This is a genomic window from Nocardia sp. CS682, assembly GCF_004634405.1.
Lineage (GTDB): Bacteria > Actinomycetota > Actinomycetes > Mycobacteriales > Mycobacteriaceae > Nocardia > Nocardia ninae.
The window spans coordinates 7,786,928-7,813,262 of the sequence record NZ_CP029710.1 but is presented as its reverse complement, the minus strand read 5'-3'; the positions used below and the strand labels follow the sequence as shown (position 1 = coordinate 7,813,262).

Annotated in this window: 24 protein-coding genes and 2 pseudogenes; 13 read left to right on the top strand and 13 right to left on the bottom strand. The window is 67.0% G+C overall.

The genetic code is table 11. From position 1 onward, the window contains the following. The first annotated feature begins 6 nt into the window (after window positions 1-6). A pseudogene (locus tag DMB37_RS35420) lies at window positions 7-1,192 on the top strand (NAD(P)/FAD-dependent oxidoreductase). Between the two features lie 147 nt (window positions 1,193-1,339). Here the strand turns inward: DMB37_RS35420 and DMB37_RS35415 are convergent. From DMB37_RS35415 to DMB37_RS35395, 5 genes are all read right to left on the bottom strand, one after another. After that, window positions 1,340-1,762 carry a hypothetical protein gene (locus tag DMB37_RS35415; protein WP_135236416.1) on the bottom strand — a complete coding sequence of 141 codons (423 nt, stop codon included), beginning with the start codon at window positions 1,760-1,762 and terminating at the stop codon, window positions 1,340-1,342. A 213-nt stretch (window positions 1,763-1,975) separates the two neighbouring features. Beyond that, complete coding sequence (locus tag DMB37_RS35410; RefSeq protein ID WP_135236415.1) at window positions 1,976-2,488, bottom strand: DinB family protein; 513 nt, start codon at window positions 2,486-2,488, stop codon at window positions 1,976-1,978. Window positions 2,489-2,606: 118 nt separating this feature from the next. Beyond that, window positions 2,607-3,104, bottom strand: a complete 498-nt coding sequence (locus tag DMB37_RS35405) for an SMI1/KNR4 family protein (RefSeq protein WP_135236414.1) — start codon at window positions 3,102-3,104, stop codon at window positions 2,607-2,609. A gap of 37 nt (window positions 3,105-3,141) precedes the next feature. Then, window positions 3,142-4,017 (bottom strand): alpha/beta fold hydrolase, encoded by an 876-nt coding sequence (locus DMB37_RS35400; RefSeq protein ID WP_135236413.1) that lies wholly within the window; start codon window positions 4,015-4,017, stop codon window positions 3,142-3,144. A 184-nt stretch (window positions 4,018-4,201) separates the two neighbouring features. Further along, window positions 4,202-4,636, bottom strand: coding sequence for a hypothetical protein (locus DMB37_RS35395; RefSeq protein WP_135236412.1), 435 nt, complete (start codon window positions 4,634-4,636; stop codon window positions 4,202-4,204). A 209-nt stretch (window positions 4,637-4,845) separates the two neighbouring features. On the opposite strand from DMB37_RS35395, the gene DMB37_RS35390 reads away from it, so the two are divergent. Then, window positions 4,846-5,199, top strand: coding sequence for a VOC family protein (locus tag DMB37_RS35390; RefSeq protein WP_135236411.1), 354 nt, complete (start codon window positions 4,846-4,848; stop codon window positions 5,197-5,199). A gap of 9 nt (window positions 5,200-5,208) precedes the next feature. Here the strand turns inward: DMB37_RS35390 and DMB37_RS35385 are convergent, their stop codons facing one another. Both DMB37_RS35385 and DMB37_RS35380 read right to left on the bottom strand, forming a co-directional pair. Further along, complete coding sequence (locus DMB37_RS35385) at window positions 5,209-5,994, bottom strand: MerR family transcriptional regulator (RefSeq protein WP_135236410.1); 786 nt, start codon at window positions 5,992-5,994, stop codon at window positions 5,209-5,211. A 32-nt stretch (window positions 5,995-6,026) separates the two neighbouring features. Further along, on the bottom strand, window positions 6,027-7,913 hold the full coding sequence (locus DMB37_RS35380; RefSeq protein ID WP_135236409.1) for a S9 family peptidase: 1,887 nt from the start codon (window positions 7,911-7,913) through the stop codon (window positions 6,027-6,029). A 212-nt stretch (window positions 7,914-8,125) separates the two neighbouring features. On the opposite strand from DMB37_RS35380, the gene DMB37_RS35375 reads away from it, so the two are divergent. Both DMB37_RS35375 and DMB37_RS35370 read left to right on the top strand, forming a co-directional pair. Next, window positions 8,126-9,265 (top strand): LLM class flavin-dependent oxidoreductase, encoded by a 1,140-nt coding sequence (locus DMB37_RS35375; RefSeq protein ID WP_135236408.1) that lies wholly within the window; start codon window positions 8,126-8,128, stop codon window positions 9,263-9,265. Between the two features lie 76 nt (window positions 9,266-9,341). Continuing rightward, entirely contained in the window at window positions 9,342-10,139 is a 798-nt protein-coding gene (locus DMB37_RS35370; RefSeq protein WP_206055086.1) for a class I SAM-dependent methyltransferase, read from the top strand. Between the two features lie 13 nt (window positions 10,140-10,152). Here DMB37_RS35370 and DMB37_RS35365 read toward each other — a convergent pair whose 3' ends face one another. Then, window positions 10,153-11,034, bottom strand: coding sequence for a hypothetical protein (locus tag DMB37_RS35365; protein ID WP_135236407.1), 882 nt, complete (start codon window positions 11,032-11,034; stop codon window positions 10,153-10,155). 206 nt (window positions 11,035-11,240) lie between these two features. On the opposite strand from DMB37_RS35365, the gene DMB37_RS35360 reads away from it, so the two are divergent. From DMB37_RS35360 to DMB37_RS35340, 5 genes are all read left to right on the top strand, one after another. Beyond that, the gene (locus DMB37_RS35360) at window positions 11,241-11,699 is read left to right on the top strand and encodes a hypothetical protein (RefSeq protein WP_135236406.1); all 459 of its coding nucleotides are present in this window, start codon (window positions 11,241-11,243) and stop codon (window positions 11,697-11,699) included. A gap of 163 nt (window positions 11,700-11,862) precedes the next feature. Further along, window positions 11,863-12,486 carry a TetR family transcriptional regulator gene (locus DMB37_RS35355; RefSeq protein WP_135236405.1) on the top strand — a complete coding sequence of 208 codons (624 nt, stop codon included), beginning with the start codon at window positions 11,863-11,865 and terminating at the stop codon, window positions 12,484-12,486. Between the two features lie 18 nt (window positions 12,487-12,504). Next, window positions 12,505-13,170, top strand: coding sequence for a VC0807 family protein (locus DMB37_RS35350; RefSeq protein WP_135236404.1), 666 nt, complete (start codon window positions 12,505-12,507; stop codon window positions 13,168-13,170). A 175-nt stretch (window positions 13,171-13,345) separates the two neighbouring features. Next, the gene (locus tag DMB37_RS35345) at window positions 13,346-14,866 is read left to right on the top strand and encodes an FAD-dependent monooxygenase (RefSeq protein ID WP_135236403.1); all 1,521 of its coding nucleotides are present in this window, start codon (window positions 13,346-13,348) and stop codon (window positions 14,864-14,866) included. 205 nt (window positions 14,867-15,071) lie between these two features. Beyond that, a complete protein-coding gene (locus DMB37_RS35340) occupies window positions 15,072-15,884 on the top strand; it encodes an MBL fold metallo-hydrolase (RefSeq protein ID WP_135236402.1) in 813 nt (270 codons plus the stop codon). A 23-nt stretch (window positions 15,885-15,907) separates the two neighbouring features. Here DMB37_RS35340 and DMB37_RS35335 read toward each other — a convergent pair whose 3' ends face one another. Both DMB37_RS35335 and DMB37_RS35330 read right to left on the bottom strand, forming a co-directional pair. Next, complete coding sequence (locus DMB37_RS35335) at window positions 15,908-16,372, bottom strand: SRPBCC domain-containing protein (RefSeq protein ID WP_167769033.1); 465 nt, start codon at window positions 16,370-16,372, stop codon at window positions 15,908-15,910. Between the two features lie 154 nt (window positions 16,373-16,526). Further along, on the bottom strand, window positions 16,527-16,976 hold the full coding sequence (locus tag DMB37_RS35330) for a protealysin inhibitor emfourin (protein ID WP_135236400.1): 450 nt from the start codon (window positions 16,974-16,976) through the stop codon (window positions 16,527-16,529). A 406-nt stretch (window positions 16,977-17,382) separates the two neighbouring features. On the opposite strand from DMB37_RS35330, the gene DMB37_RS35325 reads away from it, so the two are divergent. Next, window positions 17,383-18,624 (top strand): oxygenase MpaB family protein, encoded by a 1,242-nt coding sequence (locus DMB37_RS35325; RefSeq protein ID WP_135236399.1) that lies wholly within the window; start codon window positions 17,383-17,385, stop codon window positions 18,622-18,624. A gap of 7 nt (window positions 18,625-18,631) precedes the next feature. On the opposite strand, the gene DMB37_RS35320 is transcribed toward DMB37_RS35325, so the two are convergent. Together DMB37_RS35320 and DMB37_RS35315 are read right to left on the bottom strand one after the other, a co-directional pair. Continuing rightward, window positions 18,632-19,294: a response regulator transcription factor gene (locus tag DMB37_RS35320; RefSeq protein WP_135236398.1), complete on the bottom strand. Its 663-nt coding sequence runs from the start codon at window positions 19,292-19,294 to the stop codon at window positions 18,632-18,634. Continuing rightward, window positions 19,291-20,397, bottom strand: a complete 1,107-nt coding sequence (locus DMB37_RS35315; RefSeq protein WP_135236397.1) for a sensor histidine kinase — start codon at window positions 20,395-20,397, stop codon at window positions 19,291-19,293. The genes DMB37_RS35320 and DMB37_RS35315 overlap by 4 nt, the downstream gene beginning before the upstream one ends. Before the next feature lie 213 nt (window positions 20,398-20,610). On the opposite strand from DMB37_RS35315, the gene DMB37_RS35310 reads away from it, so the two are divergent. Next, complete coding sequence (locus DMB37_RS35310; protein ID WP_135236396.1) at window positions 20,611-21,006, top strand: DUF6223 family protein; 396 nt, start codon at window positions 20,611-20,613, stop codon at window positions 21,004-21,006. Window positions 21,007-21,048: 42 nt separating this feature from the next. On the opposite strand, the pseudogene DMB37_RS35305 reads toward DMB37_RS35310, so the two are convergent. Further along, window positions 21,049-22,296, bottom strand: a pseudogene (locus DMB37_RS35305) (APC family permease); the annotation flags it as partial. Window positions 22,297-23,296: 1,000 nt separating this feature from the next. Here DMB37_RS35305 and DMB37_RS35300 point away from each other — a divergent pair. Both DMB37_RS35300 and DMB37_RS35295 read left to right on the top strand, forming a co-directional pair. Then, window positions 23,297-25,081 (top strand): non-ribosomal peptide synthetase, encoded by a 1,785-nt coding sequence (locus tag DMB37_RS35300; RefSeq protein ID WP_206055085.1) that lies wholly within the window; start codon window positions 23,297-23,299, stop codon window positions 25,079-25,081. Continuing rightward, window positions 25,078-26,307 (top strand): cytochrome P450, encoded by a 1,230-nt coding sequence (locus DMB37_RS35295; protein WP_206055084.1) that lies wholly within the window; start codon window positions 25,078-25,080, stop codon window positions 26,305-26,307. Before DMB37_RS35300 ends, DMB37_RS35295 begins: the two co-directional genes overlap by 4 nt. The last annotated feature ends 28 nt before the right edge of the window (window positions 26,308-26,335 follow it).

The following is a 26,335-nucleotide window of genomic DNA, read 5'->3' as shown; positions in this document are numbered from 1 at the left end:
GACACCATGACTGGGAAAACCGATGTGGTCGTGATCGGCGGCGGGTACGCCGGTGTGCTGGCGGCCAACCGGCTGACGCAGCGCGAGGGCGTGACCGTGACGCTGATCAACCCGCGTTCGCACTTTGTCGAGCGGATCCGCCTGCATCAGTTGGTGGCTGGGTCCGGCGACGCGGTGGTCGACCACCGGGAGATCCTGGCCGAGGGTGTTCAGCTGGTCGTAGACACTGTGACAGAGATCGACGTGGCCGCGCGCAGTGTGGGTTTGGCCAGCGGTGGAATGGTCGGCTACGACTATCTGATCTACGCGGTGGGTAGCGGCAGCGCCTCGCCGCAGGTGCCCGGTGCGGCTGAATTCGCCTATCCCATCGACACATTGGAAGAGGCGCAGCGGTTGCGGCCGGTCCTCGATGCGGCGCCCGCGACGGCCGCGGTGACGGTGGTCGGTGCCGGTCCTACCGGCATCGAGGTCGCCGCCGAGCTGGCCGAGCAAGGTCGCAAGGTGACGCTGGTGTGTGGTTCGGTGTTGGGCCCGTATCTGCATCCGCGAGGTCGGCGCTCGGTGGCCAAGCGGATGGCGAAGCTCGGGGTGACCGTGCTCGAAGGTCCCGCCGCGACGGTTACGGCCGTCACGCCCGACGTGGTGCGGCTCAGCGGTGGCCACACGCTGCGCAGCGCGGTGACCATCTGGACCGCCGGATTCGGCGTCCCGGATCTGGCCGCACGCAGTGGACTGAGCACCGATGCGGTGGGCCGGCTGCTCACCGATGAGACGTTGACCAGCGTCGACGACCCGCACATCATCGCCGCCGGCGATTCGGCGGCACCGTCGAACCTGCCGTTCCGGATGAGCTGCCAGAGCGCGACGCGAATCGGGGCACACGCCGCCGACACGGTGCTCAGCCGGATCGCCGATCAGCAACCGGCACCCATCGAGCTGGGTTTCGCAGGGCAGTGTCTCAGCCTGGGCCGTCGCGCCGGGCTCTTCCAAGTCGCCGCCAATGACGACACCGCCACCAAAGTTCTACCTCGCCGGAGGGCCTGCTGCGAAGCTGAAGGAATTCGTGTGCCGACACGCGTTGAAACATTTGGCGGACGAGGCGCGCAAACCTGGTTCGTTGACGTGGATCAAGGATGAGAAACGTCGAGACCTGTTGCAGGCCAAGCGATGCGAGGCATTGTCTGTGCGTTGAGCTATCGACCGAACCACGCCCTGAAAAAACTTCAGCATGCCATGTCTTGATCATCACTGCATCGAATCCAACAGAGCTGCAACAGCTTCAGCGGTAACTTCGAGCGGGACAATTCAGCCATGGCCAATCTGGATCGTTCATGCTCCGTCACGGGGTGATTGCGGACTCCACGGGCTCGGGTAGCTGGCCGAGATGGCTAGCGACGCGCTCGCGCAGGAGAAGGTACTCGTCCCATCGCCGCGGCAGTCGGCCCTGCGGACGCTCGACAACGCGTGCGGCAGTGATGATTTGACCGAGCCGAAACTGCTCACGTGTCAGGTCGAGTTCGATACCGCTCGGCAAACGATTCCAGCAGTGGAACCCGTGCTGCTCCGCATCGAGCCACACCTCCCCCACCATAAACTCGCCGCCGAAGATGTCGTTGACGATCAAGGCGGTGATGTCGCACTGCCCCCAGGCAGGATTGTCGGTTTGCCAAGCGGCACGGGCTACATCATCGGCTGAGCAGGTGTCGGCCGCCCAACTCGCGCGCAGCGCCCGATCGATATCAAGCAGGTCCCAAACGGTCACACCGGGAGCATCCCACGCCCCACCGACATCCGCGCCAGCCGACCAACATCGCGAGCGCGGGTTTCCCCTCTCCCGCACCATGTCCCGCTCGACGCGGGATCGCGGGCGAGCGGGACACGGTGGCGGAGAAGTACACCGCAACACCGTGGGTTCAGCGTGTCGGCACTCGCGAACGCGCGGGCCAGCCGCCCTTTCCGAGACAGCGACCCGCAGCTATTCACCGGTCTGACCGTCGATGACTTCCCGAAGCAGATCGGCGTGCCCGTTGTGGCGGGCGTACTCCTCGATCATGTGAGTGAGGATCCATCGCAAGCTGTACGTGGCACCGGATGGCCGACGCGTACCGACCCTATCGAGCGACTTACTCGCCCCGACGATCTCACTGGAACGAGCACATTCTCTCTCCCACAACCGAATCGACTCCTCAGCATCGACCTCCTCGACCTCGAAGTCGGTGTCTTCAGCAGAGTCCGCGCCCCAATACAGGAACGGCGCTTCTTCCCCCGCCAAGACCCGCCTGAACCAGGTCCGTTCCACGTCGGTCAGATGACGGACAAGTCCGAGAAGCGAAAGCGCCGAAGGCGGCACCGCCCGCCGCCTAAGCTGTTCCGGGGTAAGCCCGGAACACTTCCACGCCAACGTCTCCCGCTGAAATTGCAGGAAGCCGGTGAGCGTCTCAAACTCTCCGGCAACCTGAGCGGGTTCACTGCGCTGATTCGACTCCATCCGGCCATCATGCCCGCCCGGTTTCAGGTCCCGACCCAGCGGTGGTCCTGTTCACGAGGGCAGCCGAGGGACAAGCATTCCACTCAGGCGAATGCTCCCGGCCGAGTCCTGATCGGCATCACCAAAAAGACTCGGCCGCAGTCAAACCGGCCAGGAACGTCTCGAAGTCGACCGCTAGGAGCAACGAATCCTCTTGGTCCGCAGCGAAGTACGTCACGGTGGGCTCGCCGCGAGGCCCGCACTTGCGATAGTCGAGTCCAACCCAGCTGTGCCCGTCACCATCCAGCAGCACGATCGGCGACGGAAGACCCCACTCCGACACCAGGTATGGGGTGTCCAGCATCGTCTGAAAGTCGTCGGAACGGCCGATCCCCATGACCATGTCGAACCGTGCATAGTCGCTTCGAGCGAACGACGGCACCGGAAGTGGCGACGCATTCCATCGTTTGGCGACGGCCCCACCGTTGCGCACCCACAAGAGCCGCACCAATGCGGGAGGCAGCCTCACCCGCAACTGCTCTTCGGCATCCCGAACCGCCGCATCCGTCAGCGGAGCGAGAACACCGTAGTCGGAGTCACCCCAGAACGATGCCATGACCTGATCGACTGTCGCCACAGCGCGAAGCCTACAAACGCCGCGACCTCCCCGGCGACTACTCAGTGGTCTCCAGAACCTCGCGCAGCTTGCGGGCGAAGGCTTCGGGCTGGCCGGGGTAACCGAATTCTTCGCCGGCGAAACCTCCGTGGTGACTGGGGAATACGGTGGCTTGCTGGCCGAGGAGTTCGGCGGCGGCTACGGGGGCTCGGCCGGTGAAGGTGTTGAGGGACTCTTCGCCGACGGCGATGACGATCCGGGTGGGGGCTGCGGTGAGGGCGGCGATGTCGGGGCGGTAGCTGCTGACGGCCCAGGACCGGTCGGACAGCAGCGGGTCGTCGCGGGAGCCGTCGTCCTCGCTGGGCAGGCCGAACATGGCGGGATCGGCTGGGGGCTGGGCGAAGTAGTCGTCGGTGAACTCGCCCTGCCAGGAGGTCATGGCGATGAAGCCCGCCATGCCTGCGCCGAATCCCTTGGCTTCGTAGGCATCTCGGTAGCCCGCGCGGGCGCGCTCGGCCGCGGCGGCGTCGGGGACCACGGAGATGAGCGGCGGCTCGTGTGCCACCAGGGTGCTCACGTCATCGGGGTAGGCGGTCACGAGTGCGAGCGAGACGACCGCGCCACCGCTGCTGGCGAACATCTCGACCGGCCCGGCGCCGAGCGCCTCGATCAGGGCATGCAGGTCAGCGGCGTGGACCTCGGGCACATTGTCGACCCGGCCGTCCTTGCGGGTGCTGCGCCCGATACCACGCGGGTCGTAGGTGACCACAGTGCGATCGGGGAAATACGACGCCAGCGTCGTGAAACCGGTGGCGTCCATGGGCAGGCCGACCATGACCAGCGGCGGGCGTCCATCCGCAGTGGGTAGCGGCCCGTGCACGTCGTAGACGATGGCGAAGTCGGCGGTCTCGAGGGTGTGTGTTGTTGTCGTCATATCCGTACTGACGGTGCCCGGGTCGAAAACTCATCGGTCCCGTCCATCGCGTGTGCGCAGCCGCAGGCGTAAGGCGCGCTACCGAAAGGATTACCGGGACAACCAATCTGGTAGCGCGCCCCGCCGACCGAACCCGGACCGCGCCGAGGCTGGATCACGACGCAGGCCGCTAGGCGAGCAACACTTACCCCGGCGGTTCCGGCCGACGGATCTCGTGGGCGACGGACCCGCCCGCGATATCGGCCTCGATGCCCAGATCTTCCTCGTAGCTGTGCGGCGCGACGACGTCGTCGGCGTCGGACGCGATCTCGTCGACGATGGTCATCGCCGCGGCTTCGGACGGCCCGGACTCCGGCGGCGGCTCCGGGACCAGATCGGGCTGCTCCTCTTCGAGGCGTTCGGCAAGCGGCCGCGCCTCGGCCTCCTCGCGCGGCGTCATGCCGTATTTGTCCACGCCGGACCAGTGCTCCGGCGGGTCCATGCCTTCCTCGAACGGATCCACCCGGAGACTGTCTTCGTCCAGGTCTTCGGCGCTGTTCAGCGCCGCCGGGTCGGTCTCCACCGCGTCAGGGCCGCCGGTGTCCTGCGGCGGGTCCCAGGTGTCCTTCGCGTCGGTCATTGTTAACCTCCTCGCCGTCCGAGCTACCCGGTGCACCGATGTCGAAACGTAGCCGCGTGTACCCCAGCAAACGGCACGGTGTCTGCCGACTTGCCGAGGCGGCGGTTTCCCGGTGACATGGTCGGCATGCTCACATACACGGCGGAGTTCGCGAACAGCGCGGCGGGCCTGACCGGCGAGATCGCCTACAGCACAGGAGAACCGACGAAATGACGAACCGCTGGGTCGGCGTGACCATCGACTGCGTCGACGTGCAACGGGTCGCGGACTTCTGGAGCGCACTGCTGGACCGTCCGCGAGGACCGTCCCAGCCCGGTTGGATCTATCTCGGCGAACTCGACGACTCGCAACCCCGCCTCGTCTTCCAGCCCGTGACCGAGCCGAAGCACGGCAAGGTCCGCCTGCACCTGGACGTCGCGGTGGACGACATCGATCAGGGCATCGCCCAGGTCATCGCCCTCGGCGGCCGCGACACCGGCGAGCGGCACGACTACGACGAGGGTGTGGTCGTCGTGCTCGCCGATCCGGAAGGGCATGAGTTCTGCCTGGTCCAGTACTACTGACCTGCGGGTTCAGCTCGGCGGCGCGATCTCCCGGCCGACGCGGGCAAGCACGTCGAGCTGTGCGGCGTTGTACACCTCCAACACAGCCTCAGCAGTGGTGCTGGCGGCGAACCGGGTGCCGCGCGGCGCATCGTCGAACCAGGTCAGCACCTGCGGGTGCGCGGCGTACAACTTGCGGCCGCCCTGAATCATGCGTTGCGCGACGTCCGCGCGCTGCTGCTCATCCGCATCGGCCGGCAGGTTGTCGAATTGGGTCGAGAAGGCGCTGACCTCGGGATCCTCCAGCATTCGTGCCACCGCCTGCCGCCCCGCCGGGCCGATCACCCGCGAGAGCACGAACGCGAGCGAGCGGTCCGCGTCGGACATCTCCGCTCGCTGCACCGCGGCGAACTCGGGCGGCAGGTCGGTCGACTCCTGGTGGTCCAGTATTCGGGCGACCTCGGCGCGGATCCGCTGTAGCCGGTCGATGGTTTCGGCGAGTTCGGTGTCCAGCATCCGCAGCGCTTCCTGCGGATGCTCGTCGAGGTTGTCCATCTCGGCGATCTGCGCCAGCGAAAAGCCGAGCCCGGAGAGGCGTTTGATCCGCAGCACCCGGACCAGATAGGCGACGCCATAGCTCTTGTAGCCGTTGGCATGGCGTTCGGGCTCATCGAGCAGTCCGACATCGTGATAGTGCCGCACGGTCCGCAGGCTGGTGCCCGCGAGCTCGGCCAGTTCACGAGTGCTCCACCCCACGACCGTCAATCCTTTCGTCTCCCCCACTACACACTGTGCCGTTACGGCATAGTCAAGCATTGCTCTCGGTCAGCGGCCACCAGGCGGTCCGGCTATTCGGTCCGCCCACCCAGGTACCGCGCCAGGAAACGGTCGATCGCCTGGAATAGCTCGATCGTGTTCTCGGGATTCACGAAACCGTGCCCCTCGTCGTCCTTCACGATGTACTCGACCTCGACTCCGCGCGCACGCAGCGCCGCGACTAGGTTGTCGGATTCGGCTTGCACGACGCGAACATCGTTGGCGCCCTGGGCAACCAGCAGCGGCGTGCGCATCTGATCCACCCGGGTGATCGGTGAACGTGCCACCATGTCCGCCGCCTGCTCCGGAACCTCGGGATCCCCGACGAACAGGTACCAGTTGTTGGCCATGAAGGGCCGGGAGAACACCGGCATGGTCCGCAGGAAGTTCGCCAGGTTCGAGATACCGCAGTAGTCGACGGCGGCGGCGAAGACCTCCGGGGTGAAGGTGACACCGACCAACGCCGAGTAGCCGCCGTAGGAACCGCCGAAGATGGCGACGCGCGCCGGATCGGCATACCCCTGCTCGACCGCCCACGTCACGCCGTCGATGAGATCGTCGTGCATCTTGCCCGCGAACTCACCGATGGCGGCCTTGACGAACGCCTTGCCGTACCCGGTCGACCCGCGAAAGTTCATCTGCAACACCGCGTATCCCCGATTGGCCAGCAACTGCGCCGCTGCGTCGAACCCCCAACCGTCCCGGGTCCACGGACCACCGTGCACCAAGAGCACCAACGGCAAGCCGGTCGGCGGCACCCCGACCGGCAGCGTGAGATACGAAGGGAGACTGAGCCCGTCGCGCGCCGGGATGGTGACCGGCGTCATCGGCGCGAGTGCCGCGGAATCCAGATGGGGATACGGCCGGAACAGCAGCCGACTCTCACCCGTCGCATGGTCGTAGAAGTAGGTGACACCGGGCTCGCGATCGTGCTCGAAGCTGACGACCCACCGCTGCTCGCTGTCGTCGCAGGACAGCGCGGCGATGTCGCCGTCGGACAACTTCGTCACGTTCGCCAGCACCTCGGCGAAGTGCGGGTCGAGGGCGTGGATCACCTGTCGCTCGCCGAGATACCTTGCCCCGATGAGCTTTCCGGTTCGCCGACTGAGGATGAGTGGCGTGGGGAAACCGGGACTCGCACCCGCGCGCGTATCGAGATCGAAGCTGGGGTGGCTTTCGACCTCGGCCTCCTGCCCGGTGGTCAGGTCGAGCCGAACCAGCCGGGTCCGATCGGTGCCCCGGTTGGACCCTACCCACGCCCCCGCGCCGTCCGGCGTGATCTCGATCGGCGAGACACCCACCGGGTAGTCTGCACCGTCCCACACCGCGACTCGACTCAATTCACCGGCGGCACTGTCATATCGGGATAGTTCGACATCACCGTCGTCGGTCATCGAGGTGGCGAACAGGTCACCGCGATGACTCACCTTCCAGCCGGAAACGCGACCCGGGTTCTTCGCGAGCATCACCAGTTCACCGGTGGCGATGTCGAGTTCGTACACATCGAACTCTTCGACCTTCCTGGCGTTCAGCGTGACGATCGCGCTGCCGGGCCTGCCCCGTGGCAGCTCGAGACCGAACAGCCGCGCACCGGGAAACGGGGTGAGGTCGACCGCCGCGGCCGCCGGATCCGACAGGTCTACCCGGTACAGATGCCAGTTCTCGTCGCCATTGCCGTCCTGGGTGTAGAGCAGCCATCGCGGATCGTCGGTCCAGCGGTAGTCGTGAATGCTGCGGTTGCCGTCGGCCGTCACGCACCGCGGTTCCTCAGCCGAGTCGAGGTCCTGCACCCACACATTGAGTCGGTTCTGCCACGGAGCCAGGTAGGCGAGCCGAGTTCCGTCCGGCGAGATCGACGCCGCCGATCGAACGGGCGGGCTGAAAAGGTCTTCCACCGTGAGCAATTCCGGTAACGCCATAACTGTCCTTCCAACTGGTTCGCTGCCCGCAGAAACCGCATCCACCGGCACCTGCGTCTGCCATCGACACCAGTCGAAACTATGCCGTCACGGCATAGTCAAGTCCGGCCAGAGTTGTGATCCACCGGGTTGAATCACCGGACGCGGGCGGGGTGCGTCGGGATAATCGGTGGGGTGCCTGGTGGGGGCATGCTGGTCGAGAGGGGACCGAAGTGTCGGACTCGCACAATTCGTTCGCAGTGGGCACGCTCGCCGGGGTGAATCCGCCATTGAGCGCCGCACGGTTCGTGGTGCGGATGGCCCGATTGGGCAAGCTGGATTCGGTTCTGGCACCGGACCACCTGATCAGCGTCTTTCCACGAGCCATCTGGGACACCGACTTCACCCCGCAGGCGAAAGTCGTCCGCAGCCCCGACGAGCAGTTCGATTACGCTCCGCTGCTTGCCCATCTGGCCGCTGGAGCGGGAAAGGTGCAGTTGGGGGTCGGGGTGACGGATCCGCATCGCAGGCATCCGGTGCTGCTGGCGCAGACGTTTCTCACCTTGGCGCACATGACGAAGGTGCCACCCATCCTCGGCATCGGATCCGGCGAGCGGGAAAACCTCGATCCGTACGGGTTCAGCTGGAATCGCCCGGTCGAAAGACTGGAGGAGGCACTCCAGGTGCTCCGCGCAGCACTCACCACAGCGGAATCCATCGAGTTCTCCGGTCGGCACTATAAAATCGACAGCGCGCCAATGGATTTGACCGCACCGGCCGGCCGGATGCCGCAGATCTGGATCGGCGCGCACGGACCACGGATGCTCGAACTGACCGGACGCTACGCCGACGGGTGGTACCCGTGGGAGGCCCTGTCGCCGGACGAATACCAGCACCGACTGAAGGTGGTGCACACCGCCGCCCGCGCCGCGGGTCGCGATCCCGAGGCGATCGTGCCCGCCCAAATGATCTCCATGCTCACCGCGCGAACGCCGTCCGGTATCCGGCGCCTGCTGCGTGCGCCGGCTGTCCGCTATCTCGGCTTGCTCGCACCGGACGCGGTGTGGGCGCGCCACGGCGCGAAACATCCCTTCGGAGAAGGCTTCCGCGGTCTCATCGAGCTGATGCCGCACCAGCTGACCAAGGCCGAGGTGCAGGCGGCGATCGCCGAGGTGCCCGACGAGGTGCTGCACGATTGGCTCGTGATCGGCACTCCCCGCGAGGTTTTGGCCCGCATCCGGGCACTGGCCGATGCGGGACTGCGGCACGCCGTCGTCTTTCCGTCCGCCGCGCTCGTGTCCAACGCCGATGCGGCGTTCGGTTACGGTGTCGTGCTGTGGTTGGCGGCGCGGCTACGGCGCCAGTCGGCGTGATCGCGTACGGTCCAGCTCCGCTGCACGCATTCCCGAGTACGGTCCGGCAACTGCGCGCTGCTGTCATGATGGCTCCATGATCGACCGCGGGAATCAACCGGAACCGGCCTCGAACACCATGTTCGACTACGACGCCGAGCTGCGCCGCTACCACCGGTGGCTGAGCGAGGCCCTCGACGTGGGACCGAGCGACCACGTGCTCGACATCGGTTGCGGCACAGGGCAGCTCACCCGTGACAGCGCCGAGCTCGCGTATCAGGGCAGCGCCCTCGGTGTCGACATATCGCCGGTGATGCTGGGGCACGCCGGCCGGCTCGCCGCCGCCGCCGAGATTCCCAACGTGCGCTTCGAGCAGGCGGACGCGCAGGTCTATCCCTTTCCACCCGAGCACTTCACCCGCGCCGCCAGCCGCTTCGGCACGATGTTCTTCGCCGACCCGGTCGAGGCGTTCACCAATATCGGACGCGCGATGCAGCCCGGATCGAAACTGGTGCAACTGGTGTGGCAGGACAGCGCCGAACAGGAGTGGGTGGCCGCGATCCACCGGGCCCTCACCGGCACTGCCACGCCCACCGCCGGTACCGGCGCCTTCTCGCTGGGCGATCCAGCGCGGGTGGAGGACATTCTCACCGCAGCCGGATTCAAAGACATCAGCATCACCGACCTACGCGAGCCGATCTACTACGGCGCGGACCCGGACGCCGGCGTCGACGCCGTCCGCGTATTGCACATGACGACCGATCTGCTCAGCCGCCTCGACGCCGACGAAACCCAGCGCGCACTCGACCGATTGCGCACCACCATGGCCGAGCACCACACTGCCGACGGCGTGTGGTTCGACTCGCGCGCCTGGCTGGTCACCGCGCACCGTTAGGCGCGGATCTCGATCAGCTGGGTTTCCGAGCACCTTGCGCCGCTTGGGTTACGGGTAGGCCGGAGACCGCAGCCGCTGTGGCGGCGATTTCGGAGGCAGGCTTGTCGACCATGGAATCCACGATGACCAGGGGCGACAGGTAGGTCTTCTTGTTCATTCTGGCGACGAAGGCCTGCCAGCTCGGGAGTTGGCGAAGGTAGACCTGATCGTCGTACAGCATGAAGGCGATCACCTGTCGGGTGTCGCGCGCTGATGCGCGCAGGGGGACGACGCTGATCTCGCTGAAGGACTCCCAGCCGACACTCAACCCCATCCTGGGCGTGTGCATACCGTTCGCATCGAGGACGGCCGCTGGGTGTTTCGGCAAAGCCCAGGCCAGCAGGTAGCCGGCGTAGGCGAGCACTGGGACGCTCACAACGGCGGCAGCGCCGATCAACCACGGATTCGTCCACAGCACGCCGACAAGGAGCAGAACGGCGACGATGAACAGGTAGGGGCCCGCCATGCGTACGGCACCGAGGACGGTTATCCGGATCTCCAGTTTCTCGGCGGATCCGGGCATGACCGGCTCCCGAGCCACACTGCGGCTGACGTTCAGCAGCCGGATCAGTGCGAGCTTGCGCCGAGCCATCACAAACATGACTCCGATAGCCAACACGATGACCACGGACACGAACACCCCGAACGGCAGCCCTGCCACCACCATGAGTGTTCCCAGCAGCAAGCCCATGGCCGTACCACCCACGAGAGCAACCAAGACCACCCGAACTTGCGAACGATTCAGCACCTTCTCCGCATGCGCCACGGCGATTCGATCGATCTCGGGATCGGCGGCAGGCTCCCCACGCAGCAATGCCTTCCGCGTAGCGGAATCCAGGTCGCGCCAAGTCTTCATATTTCCCCTCCTTCAGAGGGTCGCACTTTAGCCGACCGATATGACCGATTCCACCGCTACCGGCCGAGCGGCTCGCCACTGAAACAGGGCGAGCGCACCGCACCGGCCGCTAAGCTGCTGATCGAGTCAGTAGTGCTATGCGTGGCGAGGCCATCGGTATTCGACTTGCCTGGCCGCGCGGTGTGCCCGTCGCAGGAGGTGGCGCCGTGCTTATTCGTCGAAGCGTGCTGGTAGCGGTTCTGTGCGCGATACCGGCGCTGAGTGCGCCGCAAAGTCTGGCGGAGCCGTGGAGCGACAGCAATCCGGCCTGTCGACAGGGCAGCGTGATGACCGGCCGACTGATTCCCGGCACCGGCAGCGCGCGACAGTCCATCCGCCGCGAGGCCATGCTGCACCAGTGCGCCAGCCCGCTGCTGCCGGGCATCGACTCCGGTCGGTTCACCGCCACCATCCCGTGGAGTGCACCGGGCGCGGTCAGTGCGGCCGAGTTCGTCTGGTCCGACGGAAGCGTCAGCAGGGCAACCGGTTACGGCAATGGTCTGTGGTTGATCACCGACGGCCCGGCCACCGGCCACGGAATCCAGATCGACGTCGCCGACACCTGGAATGGCTGGTACCTCAGTTACGCCGACGTCGCCGTCACCTCTGCCACCTTCGTGTCCTGAGCAAGGCCGCCCGAGCGCGTCGTCGGTCCTGAGCAGACCGACCGAGCGTCGTCCGCCGTCTGACCACTGCGTTCTGGCACCGAAGTCGATGCCTAGACCAGCATAATTTGCTCATCTAACTCAACTCTTGCTTACGTAAGCAACACCGGCTACCGTTTTGCTCATGCAAGCAAACACTGGCTCGGGCAAGCAAGGCGGGCGGACGTTCACCGAGGCGGCCCGGCGGGCCCAGATCGTGAATGCCGCGATCGAGGTGATCGCGGAGCACGGCCTGCCGAATACGTCGTTCGCGAAGATCGCGCAGCAGGCGGGGTTGAGCAGCACCGGCATGATCTCCTACCACTTCCGGGGCAAGGACGATCTGATCCGCGAGGTGACCGCCGAAATCGTGCGGGTGAACACGGAATTCGTCGCCGCCAAGCTCGAGCCCGAGGCCGGATACCACGCAAGGCTGCGTGCCTACTTCGCCGCCAGCCTGGCGTTGCTCGACGAGTATCCCCACCATCAGCGAGCACTGGCGAGCATCGTCGCCAACGTCCGCCCCGACGACACCCAGGCCTTCGGCTTGCTGGAACACGTCGCCGACATCGCCCGCGGCCAGGAGGAATGGATCCGGGAAGCACAGCGGGCGGGGGCCTTTCGCGACTTCGACCCTGCGGTCATGGCACTCGCCATTCGCGCCGCACGCGATGCGGCCGTCGCACGCGCAGCCGACGATCCCGACTTCGACGCCGCGGCCTGCGCCCGTGAACTAGCCGAACTCTTCGAACGCGCCACCCGCGCATAACCGTGACCCGGAGCTGACATGAACTCACCGCAGACGCTCACCACCGAACGCACACCGGAGCAAAAACGAGCCGCCGTGCGCCGCCACCTCTTCCGCCAGTTGATCGTGGAGCTGGCACTCCCCCTCGGCGGCTACTACGCCCTGCGCGCCGCCGGGGTGAACCCGTGGCTGGCATTGATCGCGCCCGCGTTGCTCATCGGCGGGTTCCTCGCCTACGGCGCGATACGGCAGCGTCGTCTCGACACGATCGCGCTGTTCACCCTCACGCTGATCGTGGTCGGCACGGTGATGACTTTGGTAACCGGCGACCCCCGCACCCTCATGGTGCGCGACAGCTGGGTTTTCGGCGTGCTGGGCCTGTGGATACTGGGCAGCCTGGCGACCCAACGCCCCTTCATGCGCACCGCGTCCCGCGCGATCGTCACGGCGAAGATCGGCGAAGAGGGCTACCGGGAGTGGGATGCACGCTGGGACAACGACTCCCGGTTCCGCCACCACCTGCGGGTATTGACGGCGGTATGGGGCACGGTCTTCACGCTGGACGCGTTGGTGCGGGTGGTACTCGCCTACACCCTGCCGATCGATGCGATTCCGCTGGTGAGCACCGTGCAATGGCTGGTCGTCCTGGCCGCCGTCATGGTCTTCCACAACTTCTACGTCACCAGGCACGGACTGAAGGCCTGAGCCAACCGAAGAACGGTGGCTCACTTCGAGCCCGGCTTGCGCGAACGAACGGAAAAGAAGTGAACTTACCCCTTTCCACTCCTAACTTATAGCGGACCCCGGGGCTTGCGGCAAGGCCCCGTTTGTCCGGCATACTCCTCGGCCGAAGCTAGAACCTGCGGAAATGGAGTAATGAGTGACGGACATCGACGTAATCATCGTGGGCGCGGGCCCGAGCGGCCTGATGCTGGCCGGTGAACTGCGCCTGGCCGGAGTCCGATCGCTGGTGCTGGAACGGCAGCCGCAAATCCGCGACACCCCGAAGGCCAGCGGTATCGGCGGTCGAATCCTGGACCTGCTGCGCTACCGCGGCCTGCTGGACCGCTTCGAGGCGGCCAGCAGCGATCCGCACCTGGCTCCCCGATTCCCGTTCGGCAACATCTATTTGGACTTCACCCAGATGGCGGAGCCGCCGATGCGGGCGTTGCCGATCCCGCAGCGGGAGATCGAGCGGCTGCTCGACGATCGCGCGGGCGAACTCGGCGCCGAAATCCGTCGCGGCCACGAGGTGATCGCCGTGAGCCAGGACGACGCCGCGGTGACCGCGCAGGTGCGCGGGCCGGACGGGCAGTACCAGGTGACCGCGCGCTACCTGGTGGGTTGCGACGGCGGGCGGAGCCGGATCCGAGACATGGCGGGTATCTCCTTCCCCGGCACCACCTATCCGGAGGTCAACCGGCTGGGCCAGGTCACCGTGCCCGATTCGGTGACGGTGCTCGACAACGGCGACATCGAGGTCCCGGGGCTCGGCACGATCCACGCGGGCTTCACGCGCACCGACAACGGCGTGTTCGCGTTCGCCGTCTCCGATGGGGTGCTGTTCATGCAGACCACCGAGGACGAGTCCGCCGAATACGACGACGACGAGCCCCTGACCCTGACCGAACTCGCCGACAGTGCGCGCCGCGTACTCGGTGGAGAGCTCCCGATGGGAGAACCGATTCGGTTGTCGCGCTACACCTTCAAGGATCGGCAGGCCGAGCAGTACCGCGCCGGGCGGATCATGCTGGCCGGCGACGCGGCCCACCTGTTCCCCGCCACCGGCACGGCGCTCAACGTCGGCATGCTCGATACGGTCAACCTGGCCTGGAAGCTGGGCGCCGACATCCACGGCTGGGCACCGACCGGTCTGCTGGACACCTACCACGACGAGCGCCACCTCGCCGGCGCGCGCGCCCTGGTCCAGACCCGCGCCCAGGTGGCCTTGCGCCGCGGCGACGATGCGGCCGCCCAGGCGCTCCGGCAGGTCTTCCAGGAACTGCTCGCCGACGAGCCCGCCTTGCGTCGGATGGGAAACCTGGTCGGCCACAACGACATCCGCTATCCGGTGCCGGGCGACGCGCACGCCATCGCGGGTACCTTCGCGCCCGACCTGACCCTGCACACCGACCAGGGCGTCACCAGCGTCGCGGAACTCATGCGCACGGCACGGCCGGTCCTGCTCGACCTCGCCGACCGGGCCGAGCTGCGCGAGATCGCCCGAGAATGGGCGGACCGGATCGACATCCGCACGGCCAAAACCGACGACCGCCCGGCCGATGCCCTGCTGATCCGCCCGGACGCCCACATCGCCTGGGCCGCAACCATCGACGAATCCGCCGACACCGCAGCGGCCGCGTTGCGCGAAGCGCTCGTCGGCTGGTTCGGCACGCCCTGAAAGGTGGGTGCCGGTTTGCTCGCACAAGGCGCGGTGCCGAGTTCGCTCGCACCTCGAAGTGACCGGATCCTATAGAGCGGCACCGTGATCCGGCCGTCGCCAGTCCGCTGGCGACGGCCGGTCGCCGCACAGGTCCGTTCGACTGCGCCAGGGTTGATCCTGCGTGTACAAACAGTGATGGGTGTACCGAACAGACGAGGTGAATATGTGGAAGATCTGTCGGACCTGCGCGGTCGAGCACGAGGGCGAGGCGCAGCTGTGCCGCATCTGCGCCGACGAGCGACAGTGGGTGCCCGCCGAGGGCCAGCAGTGGACCACCCTGGACGAGCTCGCCGCGGCCGGCCACAAGGTGGCGCTGCGCGAGCTGGAGCCGGACCTGTTCGGCTTGACGACCGAACCGGAGTTCGGCATCGGACAGGAATCCCATCTGCTGCGGACGCCGGCGGGCAATCTGCTGTGGGACGTGACCGGTTACGTCGACGAGGATGCCGCGCGGCGGGTCCGTGAGCTCGGCGAGGTCGTCGCGATCGTGCCGAGTCACCCGCACCATTACGGCGTGCAGGTGGAGTGGAGCCGGGCGCTCGGCGGGGTGCCGGTGCTGGTCGCCGAGCCCGACCTGGAGTGGATCGCGCGCCCGGATCCGGTGATCCGACCGTGGTCCGGTCAGCTCGAGCCGTTGCCCGGGGTCACGCTGCGCCAGCTGGGCGGGCACTTCCCGGGCAGTGCGGTCCTGCACTGGGCGGCGGGCGCCGCGGGCAAGGGTGTGCTGTTCAGCGCGGACACCGTTCAGGCCAACCCGGACCGCACATCGGTCGCCTTCATGCGCAGCTATCCCAACCGGATCCCGTTGTCGGCCAACGTCGTCGCCCGCATCGCACGCACCGTCGAGGAGTTCGAGTTCGACCGCATCTACGACAATTTCGGCCGAACCATCGACGGTGACGCCCGCGCTGTCGTCCGCCGCTCCGCCGACCGCTATATCGCTTGGGTCAGTGGGGAATTCGACCATCTGACCTGAGATCCGAACTCCGCCAACCGATCTCAACGTGGCGGAATACTGGTCCGTTCAGCCGCGAGCAGTCCATTGATGTGATCGGCCAGCCAGCTGACGGCGGCCTCCGACGCCTCGGTGAGGCGATCGTTGAACGACGCCGGTTGCTCGGCGACGCCGGGGGCCCACTCCGGGTCGATCCACTGCTCGCGGCTGAACAGGGTCTGCTCGCCCCGTTCCTGGAAGGCATAGGTCAGGGTGGCGTCGTAGCCGCGGTCGTACAGCGTCATCCGGTGGGGACGTTCGTACTCGCGCACCTCCCAATACAAGTGGAAGTCGACGCCGTCGGTCACACCGTGCTCATAGACGGTGTCACCCAACCGCAAGGGCCGCTCGGTCACGCCGCCGACCGAGCGCGTGTACGGATGCCACTGCGGCCAGAATCTCGCCTGCGTGATCAAGTCGAAAACGGCCTCGATGGGCCCGTGCAGCAGAACTTCGAATCTTTCACCCACGACGACCTCCTGAATCGGGGCAACAACCCGGTCCTTGGCCTCGCTCAGCAGTCCATCGGGACACACTGGGTGCGGTTGGGCATCATTCAACCATGCGCAACCGTTCACGAAGGGCGACCAAGCCCGCCGGACGCAGGGCGGTGGGCGTCGAGGGTCAGTTGCCGCTGCCGCGGTACCCGATCTCCTTGGTCAGCGCGATGACGTCGGTCAGCTCGCGCGGCGGTTCGCCGCATTCCTCGGCGTCGACGCGTTTGCTGGTGCCGTCGCGGTAGGTCACGGTCACGGTGTAGGAGAACGCGTCGCGGCAACCGTTCGGCCCGATGTAGGCCTCCTGCAGGGACCGGAACGGTAGCCCGGCGACCATGTCGAACAACTCACTGCGGCGCGGACTCTCGACCTTGTCGTCGACGGTGTAGAACTCGTTGACCCCGGCGAAACCGCCGGTCTGGTTCACCTCGACACTCGCTACTCCCGAAGAGTCTGTCCCCGGCTGGGTTTCACCGACGCCACCGCAGGCCGCCGAGGCGAGAAACAGCACGCACATCACGGCGGCGGACAGAAACAGCGGTTGCGCGAGACCACGGCGGGACCGAGAGACGCTCATAGCCGCACACTATCGCCACGGGTGCGCCGCGACAATGCCACTTCGTCCCCAGTTGACCCGGCCCGGACCACTGGGGAATCCACCAACAGAACCACAAAGTAACTGATGGTTATCGATACTCACGATCCAAAATACCGAACCAGCGCGACTGCGGCCGCCGCCGAGCCCGCTCGATCACGAGACACCATCAAGATCAAATATGCCCGAAAGAAGCCAGTACATACCGCCTTTGACTGGCATCAGCCAAAGCAACAGCCCGCACGGCGGCTTGTTTTCCAAAGCCGGGACAATGCGTTCACAACCTTGATAAGTTAATAACCATTCTTCCACTGAAAGGCGCGGACCAGCGCTACCCGAGCGCTCCGCGCCGACCCGGTGGCGGCTGGACTCAGCGAGGAGTGGCGACATGGATGGACTCAGCAGACGCAACGCACTGAAGGCAAGCGGCGCACTGGGCGCGTTGGGGGCCTTGGCAATGGTGACGCCCGCCCGGGCGGAACCGTGGACCTGGTCACCCGACGGTTCGGTGGCGGGCAGCGGCACCGGAGCCGACCCGCTGACCGTGTGGGATGCCGAGGCGGACCCCGTGGTTGCCGGGCTGCTCGACCGCGGCGAAGTACCCGCGGTGAACGCGCTGCTGCGCACGTGGACCAGAAACGGCCAGCCCCTGCCCGCCGGATTGCCCACGGAACTAAGAGATTTCATGGAGTACGCCCGCCAGCTACCGCAATGGACCGACCACGGCAAGCTGGGCACCGCCGTCGAGTTCAACAAGAAGCGCGGCCTCTACCTCGGCGTGCTGTACGGCTTGGCCAGCGGCATGATGAGCACCGTCATTCCGAAGGAGGCGCGGGCGGTCTACTACTCCAAGGGCGGTCACGATCTGAAGGACCGCATCTCCAAGACCGCGAAACTCGGCTACGACATCGGCACCGCGAATGCCTATGCCCCCGATGGCGAAATGATTGTCACCTGTGTCAAGACCCGGCTGGTGCATGCCGCCGTGCGCCACCTGCTGCCGCAGTCGCCGCACTGGGTGCACTCCGCCGAGGAGGACATTCCGATCAGCCAGAACGACATCATGGTCACCTGGCACAGCCTGCCGACGACCGTCATGAAACATCTGACCGCGTGGCGGGTGCCCATCCCGGCGCACGAGTCGGCCGCTTTCCTGCACTCCTGGCAGGTGTGCGCGCACATGCTCGGCGTCCGTGACGAGTACATCCCGAACTCGTGGGCCGACGCGAATTCCCAAGCCGCACAGGTGCTCGACCCGATACTGATGCCGACCCCCGAGGGCACCGCGCTGGCCGACCGACTGCTGCGGCTCGGCGTGAACCTCGACCTCGCCATCCTCAGCAAGCCGGTCCTCGGCGCGTTCACCCGATTCCTGCTCGGTGACAAGATCGCCGACGGTCTGGCCATCCCCAGGCAACCGCTCTGGGACCCGCTGCTCCGAGTGAGCTGGGGGCCCTTCATCGCGGTCCGCGAGGGCCTGCTGCCCGTCGTCCCGCTGGCCCCGGATGTGTACTGGCTCTTCGACGAATTCCTCCGCCAGGCCGCGCTGATCTACCTGGCCGAACTGCGCATGCCGATCAGTATCGAACTCCCCCAGATGAATCGGGACATGAGCCGACCGCCGCGCTGACCTCCGGTCAGCAGTTGCGCCGGACCACCAAGCCGGATTCATAAGCGAGAACGACGAGTTGGGCCCGGTCCCTGGCGTCGAGCTTGGTCATCGCCCGATTGATATGGGTCTTCGCGGTGAGCGGGCTGATCACCATCCGGTCCGCGATCTCGTCGTTCGAAAGACCCTGCGCCACAAGGGTAACCGCCTCCCGCTCACGGTTGGTCAGTTCGTTCAGTGCCGCGCTGACGCCCGGGTCGAGCGGCTGGCTGACGTACCGGTCGATCAGTCGGCGAGTGATCGACGGTGCGAGCAGGGCGTCACCGCGCGCGGCGACGCGGATGGCATGCAGGAAGTCTTCCGGCTCGATGTCCTTGACGAGGAAGCCGGCCGCCCCGGCACGTAGCGCGTCGAAAACGTATTCGTCCAGGCCGTAATTGGTCAGGATGACGACGTGCACCCCGGACAGGGCCGGGTCCGCGGCGATGCGCCTGGTCGCTTCGATGCCGTCCACCACCGGCATCTGGATGTCGATGAGGGCGATGTCGGGCAGGTGTTCCCGGGCCAGCATGATGCCCTGGCTCCCGTCGGCGGCCTCGGCCACCACCTCGATGTCGTCCTCGAGCTCGAGCAGTGCGCGGAAACCGCTGCGGATCAGCGGCTGGTCGTCGACCAGCAGCACCCGGATCATGGGGTCCGATCCACGGGTAGTTCGGCGTGCACGGAGAACCCGCCTTCGCTGCGCGGTGCCGCGCGCAGGTGCCCGCCGAGGGCGGTGACGCGTTCGCGCATCCCGAGCAGCCCGACGCCGGGCGCCGACGCGGTGTTCGCGGTGGCGGTGCCGTCGTCGTCGACTCGGACGACCAGAGTGTCGGGCCGGTAGTCGATCCGGACCGATGCCGTCGCGGCCGCGGCGTGCCTGGCGACGTTGGTGAGCGACTCCTGAACGATCCGGTAGACGGTCCGGTCCACCGCGGCAGGCACGTCCTGGCGCTGCCCTTCGATCGTCAGCCTCGCGTCCAAGCCGGTCGTCCGGGCCCGTGCCACGAGTTCGGGGACGTGCGCGAGTCCTGGTGGCGGAGTGGTGCTGTCGTCGCGCAGCGCCTCCAGGGTCGCGCGCAGTTCCCTGGCGGCCTCGCGACCGGCCTGCCGGATCGCGAGCAACGCCTCGGGCACCTCTTCACCGCGTTTGCGGGCCACGTGGACGGCGGCCTCGGATTGCACCTTGATCACCGAGATCTGGTGGGTGAGCGAATCATGCAGTTCCCGTGCGATGTGCAGTCGCTCTTCGTCGGCCCGGCGTCGCGCGGTCGCTTCGCGGGTGCGCTCGGCTTCGTCGGCTCGCCGCTCGGCCTGCCGCAGGGCTTCACCCGCCGCACCGGCCGCGATCAGCCAGGCGATCTCGAGCGCGTCCCGAGCCTGCGCGAAGGCGGCGCCGGTGTCGTGCAGTGAGGCCAGGGCCGCGAGCGGAAGCGCCGCGAGCAGGGTCACCGAGGCCGCCACCGTGATCCAGCGATGGCCTGCGCGCACGGCGGCGTACACGGCGAACAGGAACGCGACCGTAGGCACGTCGAAGCCGACGGCTTGATAACCCAGCGCGCACAACCCGGTCACGGCCAGCACGGCGAGCGGAGCGGTGCGGCGGGCGGCCAGCGCCAATCCGCCCACTATCAGCAACGCGTAGCCGATCGGGTCGAGATCGGTGGCGGTGTGGTGCTTGGACAACCCGGTGGCCAGCAGGGCCGCCGCCACGCCAGCAGCGATCGCCCAGTCCGCGATCCGTTCCCTGCTCATGTAGGCACCCTAGCCGGAGCGGCGCGCGCACGAATCCCGCGCACGGACGATCATCGGACTACCGCACACGCAGTAGTGCCGCGGCTCGCTACGGCGGCTGCGGTAGTCGGTTACGGCAGCGGCGGCAGCGCGAATTGTCCACGCCTGCACGATGTTCGGCGGTGGTGCGAGCGGACATGATCGAGCGACATCATTTCTGCGAAGGAGCACGTCATGTCCATCCGGCACCTGTTCACCACCGCGATCCTCACCGCGTCGACGCTCGCCGTCCCCGCGGTCGCGCAGGCCTCGGCCCAGCCGATGGCCGCCGGCGTGACCACCATGAGCTCCGGGCGAGTCGGCGCCATCGTCGCCGCGCTGGTCGGACTGACCGGCGTGATCATCGGCGGGCTTGCGCTGACCGGCCGCCTCCGCGCGGGCAGCGCCGCCCTGATCGCCCTACTGGCGGGGCTGATCGCCATGGTTATCGGCGGGCTGGTCGTGGCCACCTCGGACGGCGGTCTCGGCACCGGCAACGGGCTGGGCGGCGCCTTCGTCGGCTTGCTGGTCGGGCTGGCCAGCGCGGTCCTGGGCGGGCTCGGCCTGATTCGCTCCCGCCGCGCCGCCTGAGTCCTCCCTGCCGAGTCCGGGTTTCGGGCGGCGGAGCACTTGCCTGCGGACGGCGAAGATCGCCGCGCCGATGGCAACGACCGCCGCACCGGACAGCACCGACGCCATCGGCAAGGTGCAGGCAAGGATCAGGCAGCCGAGCAAACCGACCGCCGGAATCACCCGCCACGGCCGCCCCTCGGCGGGGGTCAAAGTCCACGCGGCCGCGTTGGCGACGGCGTAGTAGAGCAGGACGCCGAACGACGAGAACCCGATCGCGGCACGGACATCGACGGTCGCAGCGGCGACGGCCACGACCGCCCCGACGGCGAGCTCCGCGCGGTGCGGCACCGCGAATCGGGGATGCACCGCCGCCAACGCGTGCGGCAGGTGCCGGTCGCGGGCCATCGCCAGCGTGGTGCGCGAGACACCGAGAATCAACGCCAGCAGCGCGCCCAGCGCGGCGACGACCGCGCCGATCCGCACGGCCGGCGCCAACCAGCCGGCGCCGGCCGTGCGCACCACGTCCGACAACGGTGCGCTGGACTCGGACAAGCCTTGCGGCCCAAGGATTGTCAGTGCCGCGATCAGGACGACCGCATACACGAGCAATGTGATGCCGAGTGCTATCGGGATCGCGCGCGGGATGGTCCGGGCCGGGTCGCGGACCTCCTCGCCCAGTGTGGCGATGCGCGCGTACCCGGCGAACGCGAAGAACAACAGTCCCGCCGCCTGCAGCACACTGAAAAGGGTTATCTCGGAACCGAATCCCAGCCGCGTCACGTCGGCGGCCTCGGCGGTGAATGCCGCCACAACGACCGCGGCAAGCACAGCGAGCACGACCGCCACGATCACCCTGGTCAACAGCGCGGACTTCTGTACGCCGCGATAGTTCACCACCGTCAACGCGACCACCGCCGCCGCGGCGACCGCATGCGCGTGCTCCGGCCACGCATACACGCCCGCGGTCAACGCCATCGCCGCACACGACGCGGTCTTGCCGACCACGAAACACCACCCCGCCAGATACCCCCAGAACTCGCCGAGCCGTTCGCGCCCATACACATACGTGCCGCCCGAAGCCGGATATCGGGCCGCCAACCGCGCCGACGACGTCGCATTGCAGTACGCCACCAGCGCCGCGATCGCCAGCCCGAGCAGCACCGCCGACCCAGCCGCCCGCGCCGCCGGAGCCGGCGCGGCGAAGATCCCGGCCCCGATCATCGCGCCGAGCCCGACCACCACAGCATCGGCCACACCCAAACTCCGCCGCAGCTCATCGGGGGTATCCGTCAGCGTGGCCTTCGGCATCATGGTGCCCATTCGATCAGACTCCGCCGGTGGTCACAATCGCTGTCACCACGAAGTGTTCGGCTCCGCTCCGGCGGACGACCGTTGCGTTCGCCGGGCTGGAGAGCGGCATACCGCCGTGGTTGGTGCTCCTGTCGAGCGTGCTGGTCTTCGTGATCAGCCATGTGACGATGGTCGTGGTGCGGTACCGGCGCCTGGTCTACCGAGGTTACCGCAGGATGGCGCAGGTGCTGGGCCGACCACTCATGCATCAGGCACTCGACGCCGACGTCACTCGGCGGTCGAGTAGCCGAGGCCGCCAACGCATCTGGGTCCGCCTGTGCATTCCGGACGAGACCCGGCGGGCGATGAACCTGGACGCTCCCCCGCGTCCCCGCCGCGCTCGACCGATGACCCGAGCATCGCGGAAGCCCAACTACAGGGTCTCGGCGGACCAGCGCCGCCGACTACCCAACAGTGCGTCCTCACCTCGAAAAAACCGACTGGTCTCCAGAGATCCGGCGCAATAATCATTACCTCCCCCGAGAACTATGGGCTTGTAATGGATATGCGAACTCTTATAGGGGCGTAGATCGAAATCGGCAGTGGCGGAACAGATTACCCCCGAATTGGGGGTTTGTGACACAGGTCACATATCGTTCTTCTGTCACAAATTCATGGGATCGATTCTAATGATTCCAGCCGGAACTAGGGGAAGCTACATGCTCATAGGGGGTCATGATATGTCCACAATTTCCGCTTCGCGCATTCACGCGCTATCACGGTTGCGACCGTCGGAACCGTAACTCGGGGTCGGCTCGCGTGACCAGCGTCGATACCGACCTCACTCAGCGCTGACGTCGACCTCGCGCAGTCGAGGCCGCCCGTCGCGTATTTCCCGGAAAGCCGCGATCATCATCCGCGATCACACTTTCCGCAAATATCCAGCACCGGACGTATTACCGAATTCCAGACCCGGTGAGATCTCTCTGTACGAAAGTCTCGGGTGACCCCCGAGACCGTGAGGCTGATTGTGGACGAATACGCTCTTGCCTGCCCGTCGGTCATCGGCGAACGATTTACGCTGCTGGCAAAACAGCACCCCGAACGGGTGGCTGTGATCGGCGATGGCGGACAACTCACCTACGCCGAACTCGACCGCAGATCCGACGGTCTGGCCCGGCATCTGCAGGACCGCGGCGTACGCCCGGGCGACATCGTGGCAGTGGACGCCCGCCGCCGGACCGCCACCATTGTCGGCCTGCTCGCCATCCTGAAGGCAGGCGCCGGATACCTCGCGCTCGACGAGCGTTCGCCGAGGCAGCGCCGCGAGCTCGTCCTGCGCCGATCGGCCGTGCGAATCGTATTGGTACACGAGGATTCAGCACCACAACTGCCTGCGAACTGTCGCACGGTGTCGCTGGACGCAGACCGCCCCGCTCAGTCGCCCACGCCGGTCACCATTACCGATCTGCACCCGGCTTACCTGGCATACACCTCGGGGTCCACCGGCACACCCAAGGGGGTATGCGTGCCGCACCGCGCGGTGTCGCGGCTGGTGGTCGACACCGATTTCCTCTCCGTCACAACGGATGACGTCTTTCTGCAATTCGCGCCGATCGCCTTCGACGCCTCGACCCTGGAAATCTGGGGCGCGCTGCTCAACGGCGCGCAATTGGTCCTCGCGCCCGACACCGAGCTCTCGCTCAGCGATCTGACCAAACTCGTCGGTCACCATCGGGTGACCGTGCTCTGGTTGACCGCGGGCCTGTTCCAGCAGGTCACCGAGGGTGGCCTCGACGAACTGCGCAGCCTGCGCTATCTGCTCGCCGGCGGCGACGTGCTGTCCCCCGCACACGTCCACCGGGCCGTGACCACGCTGACCGACACGACGGTGATCAACGGCTACGGGCCGACGGAGAACACAACTTTCACCTGCTGTCACGCCGTGGCCGGCACACCGACCGGGCCGGTGCCGATCGGCCACCCGATCCGCGGCACCGGCGTGCGCGTACTCGATGCCCGGCTTGCCCCGGTACCGGACGATGCGGCCGGTGAGCTGTATGCGACGGGAACCGGTCTGGCGCACGGATATTGGGGCGACCCCGGCCTGACCGCCGCAACCTTCGTCGCCGACCCGGTGGCCCACATCCCGGGCGAACGCATGTATCGCACAGGCGATCTCGTCCGTCGGCAACAGAGCGGCGCCCTGGACTATCTGGGCCGGATCGACCACCAGGTGAAGATCCGTGGGTTCCGCATCGAGATCGGCGAGGTCGAAGCCGCGATCGCCGCCCTGCCCGGTGTCGCGTCCCTCGCGGTCGTCCCGCAAGATCAGCGCGGCGGCGGAAAACGCTTGGCCGCTTGGCTCGTCGGTGCAACGAACGCCGAACTGTCCACCCTGGACGTCCGCCGCGCGCTCGCCGACACGCTGCCCTCGTATGCGGTACCCACGCTGATCCGCATCGTCGACGCCCTGCCGTTGACCGCCAACGGCAAAATCGACCGGCGAGCACTCGCCGCCGCCCAGCCCACCGAACGCCCCCAACTGACCAGTGCCTACCGCGAACCGTCCACCGCGCTGGAGACGGCCGTAACCACCTTGTGGACCGACTATTTCGGCATCACGGGCATCGGCGCCGACGACGACTTCTTCGAACTCGGCGGACACTCGCTGCTCGGCGTGCGCATCACCGCCGACCTCGAGCGCGAGTACGGCGTGACCGTCTCGCCGGTCACCTTCTACCTCGACCCGACCCCGGCAGGCCTGGCCGCCGCCGTCGAGCAAGGGCGGCGTAGCGCGTGAAGATCAGCACCGACGTCCGCGCGGCCACCGATCTGGACGGGGTCGACCTGTTCGATCCGCACTTCTTCGCCACCGGCGACCCGCATCCGGTGTGGGCGGCCATGCGCGCCGACGCTCCGCTGCATCGCCAAATACTGTCCGACGGAAGATCTTTCCGATCGGTCACCCGGCACGCGGACGCCTGCCGGGTGCTCGGCGACCATCGCGCCTTCACCTCCGAACGCGGCAGCGTGCTCACCCAACTCGGGCACGGCGACATCTCCGCGGGCAAGATGCTCGTATCCACCGATCCGCCAAGACATTCCGAGCTTCGGCGCCCGATTCAACCGCAGCTCTCGGTCCGCACGGTCGCGGCCTGGCAGGACTCCATACGCACTGCGGTGCAACGGTTTCTGGCCCCGGCATGCGACGGCGGCAGCTGGGATGTCGCGCAGCAAGCGTATGAGCTGCCGATGACGGTGGCCGGTGCGCTACTGGGCATTCCGGAGGCCGACTGGGACAACCTGGTGCGGTGGACGGCCATGGCCGCCGCACCCGAGGATCCCGAATTCCGGGTCCGTAGCGGTTCGGCCACCCTGGCCATCGCCCATCATCAGTTGTTCGACTACTTCGGCGCGCTGGTCAAACGCCACCGCGGCGACCACCCGCGCGCCGACCTCATCGGACATCTGATGAGCATGCAGGCAGGCGGCGCGCCGCTCACCGACGACGAGGTCGTATACAACTGCTACAGCCTGCTACTGGGCGCGAACGCCACCACCCCGCACACCGTCAGCGGGACCATGCTCGCGCTGGCCGAACACGAAGACCAGTGGCGCGCTGTGCGTGCCGATCCCGCACTGGTTCCCCGGCTGGTCGAGGAGGGGCTGCGCTGGACCTCGCCCGCCAACAGCTTCCTGCGGTACGCGAGCGCCGACACCGAGCTGAGCGGCGGGCTGGTCGAGGCGGGTGAGGCCGTCGCGGTCTGGATCGGCTCGGCGAACCGGGACGAATCGGTCTTCGCCGACCCGTACCGGTTCGACGTCACCCGAACCGACAACCGGCACATCGCGTTCGGCCACGGACCGCACTATTGTCTCGGCGCACCGTTGGCGCGGTTGACCTTCCGGGTGCTGTTCGAAGAACTGGCCGGGCGGTTCACCACTATCGAGCCGATGGCACCACCGCAGCACCTGGCGTCGGTCTTCATCGCCGGTATGACGCATTTCCTGATCCGGACCAGATGAGCGGTCCGGCGAAAACCGCAGCGCCACA

Coding starts and splice junctions, on each gene's coding strand:
- DMB37_RS35410 (WP_135236415.1), bottom strand. CDS start 2,488: ATGGAGTCGAATCAGCGCAGTGAACCCGCTCAGGTTGCCGGAGAGTTT.
- DMB37_RS35400 (WP_135236413.1), bottom strand. CDS start 4,017: ATGACGACAACAACACACACCCTCGAGACCGCCGACTTCGCCATCGTC.
- DMB37_RS35395 (WP_135236412.1), bottom strand. CDS start 4,636: ATGACCGACGCGAAGGACACCTGGGACCCGCCGCAGGACACCGGCGGC.
- DMB37_RS35390 (WP_135236411.1), top strand. CDS start 4,846: ATGACGAACCGCTGGGTCGGCGTGACCATCGACTGCGTCGACGTGCAA.
- DMB37_RS35385 (WP_135236410.1), bottom strand. CDS start 5,994: ATGCTTGACTATGCCGTAACGGCACAGTGTGTAGTGGGGGAGACGAAA.
- DMB37_RS35380 (WP_135236409.1), bottom strand. CDS start 7,913: ATGGCGTTACCGGAATTGCTCACGGTGGAAGACCTTTTCAGCCCGCCC.
- DMB37_RS35370 (WP_206055086.1), top strand. CDS start 9,342: ATGATCGACCGCGGGAATCAACCGGAACCGGCCTCGAACACCATGTTC.
- DMB37_RS35365 (WP_135236407.1), bottom strand. CDS start 11,034: ATGAAGACTTGGCGCGACCTGGATTCCGCTACGCGGAAGGCATTGCTG.
- DMB37_RS35355 (WP_135236405.1), top strand. CDS start 11,863: ATGCAAGCAAACACTGGCTCGGGCAAGCAAGGCGGGCGGACGTTCACC.
- DMB37_RS35350 (WP_135236404.1), top strand. CDS start 12,505: ATGAACTCACCGCAGACGCTCACCACCGAACGCACACCGGAGCAAAAA.
- DMB37_RS35340 (WP_135236402.1), top strand. CDS start 15,072: ATGTGGAAGATCTGTCGGACCTGCGCGGTCGAGCACGAGGGCGAGGCG.
- DMB37_RS35330 (WP_135236400.1), bottom strand. CDS start 16,976: ATGAGCGTCTCTCGGTCCCGCCGTGGTCTCGCGCAACCGCTGTTTCTG.
- DMB37_RS35325 (WP_135236399.1), top strand. CDS start 17,383: ATGGATGGACTCAGCAGACGCAACGCACTGAAGGCAAGCGGCGCACTG.
- DMB37_RS35320 (WP_135236398.1), bottom strand. CDS start 19,294: ATGATCCGGGTGCTGCTGGTCGACGACCAGCCGCTGATCCGCAGCGGT.
- DMB37_RS35315 (WP_135236397.1), bottom strand. CDS start 20,397: ATGAGCAGGGAACGGATCGCGGACTGGGCGATCGCTGCTGGCGTGGCG.
- DMB37_RS35310 (WP_135236396.1), top strand. CDS start 20,611: ATGTCCATCCGGCACCTGTTCACCACCGCGATCCTCACCGCGTCGACG.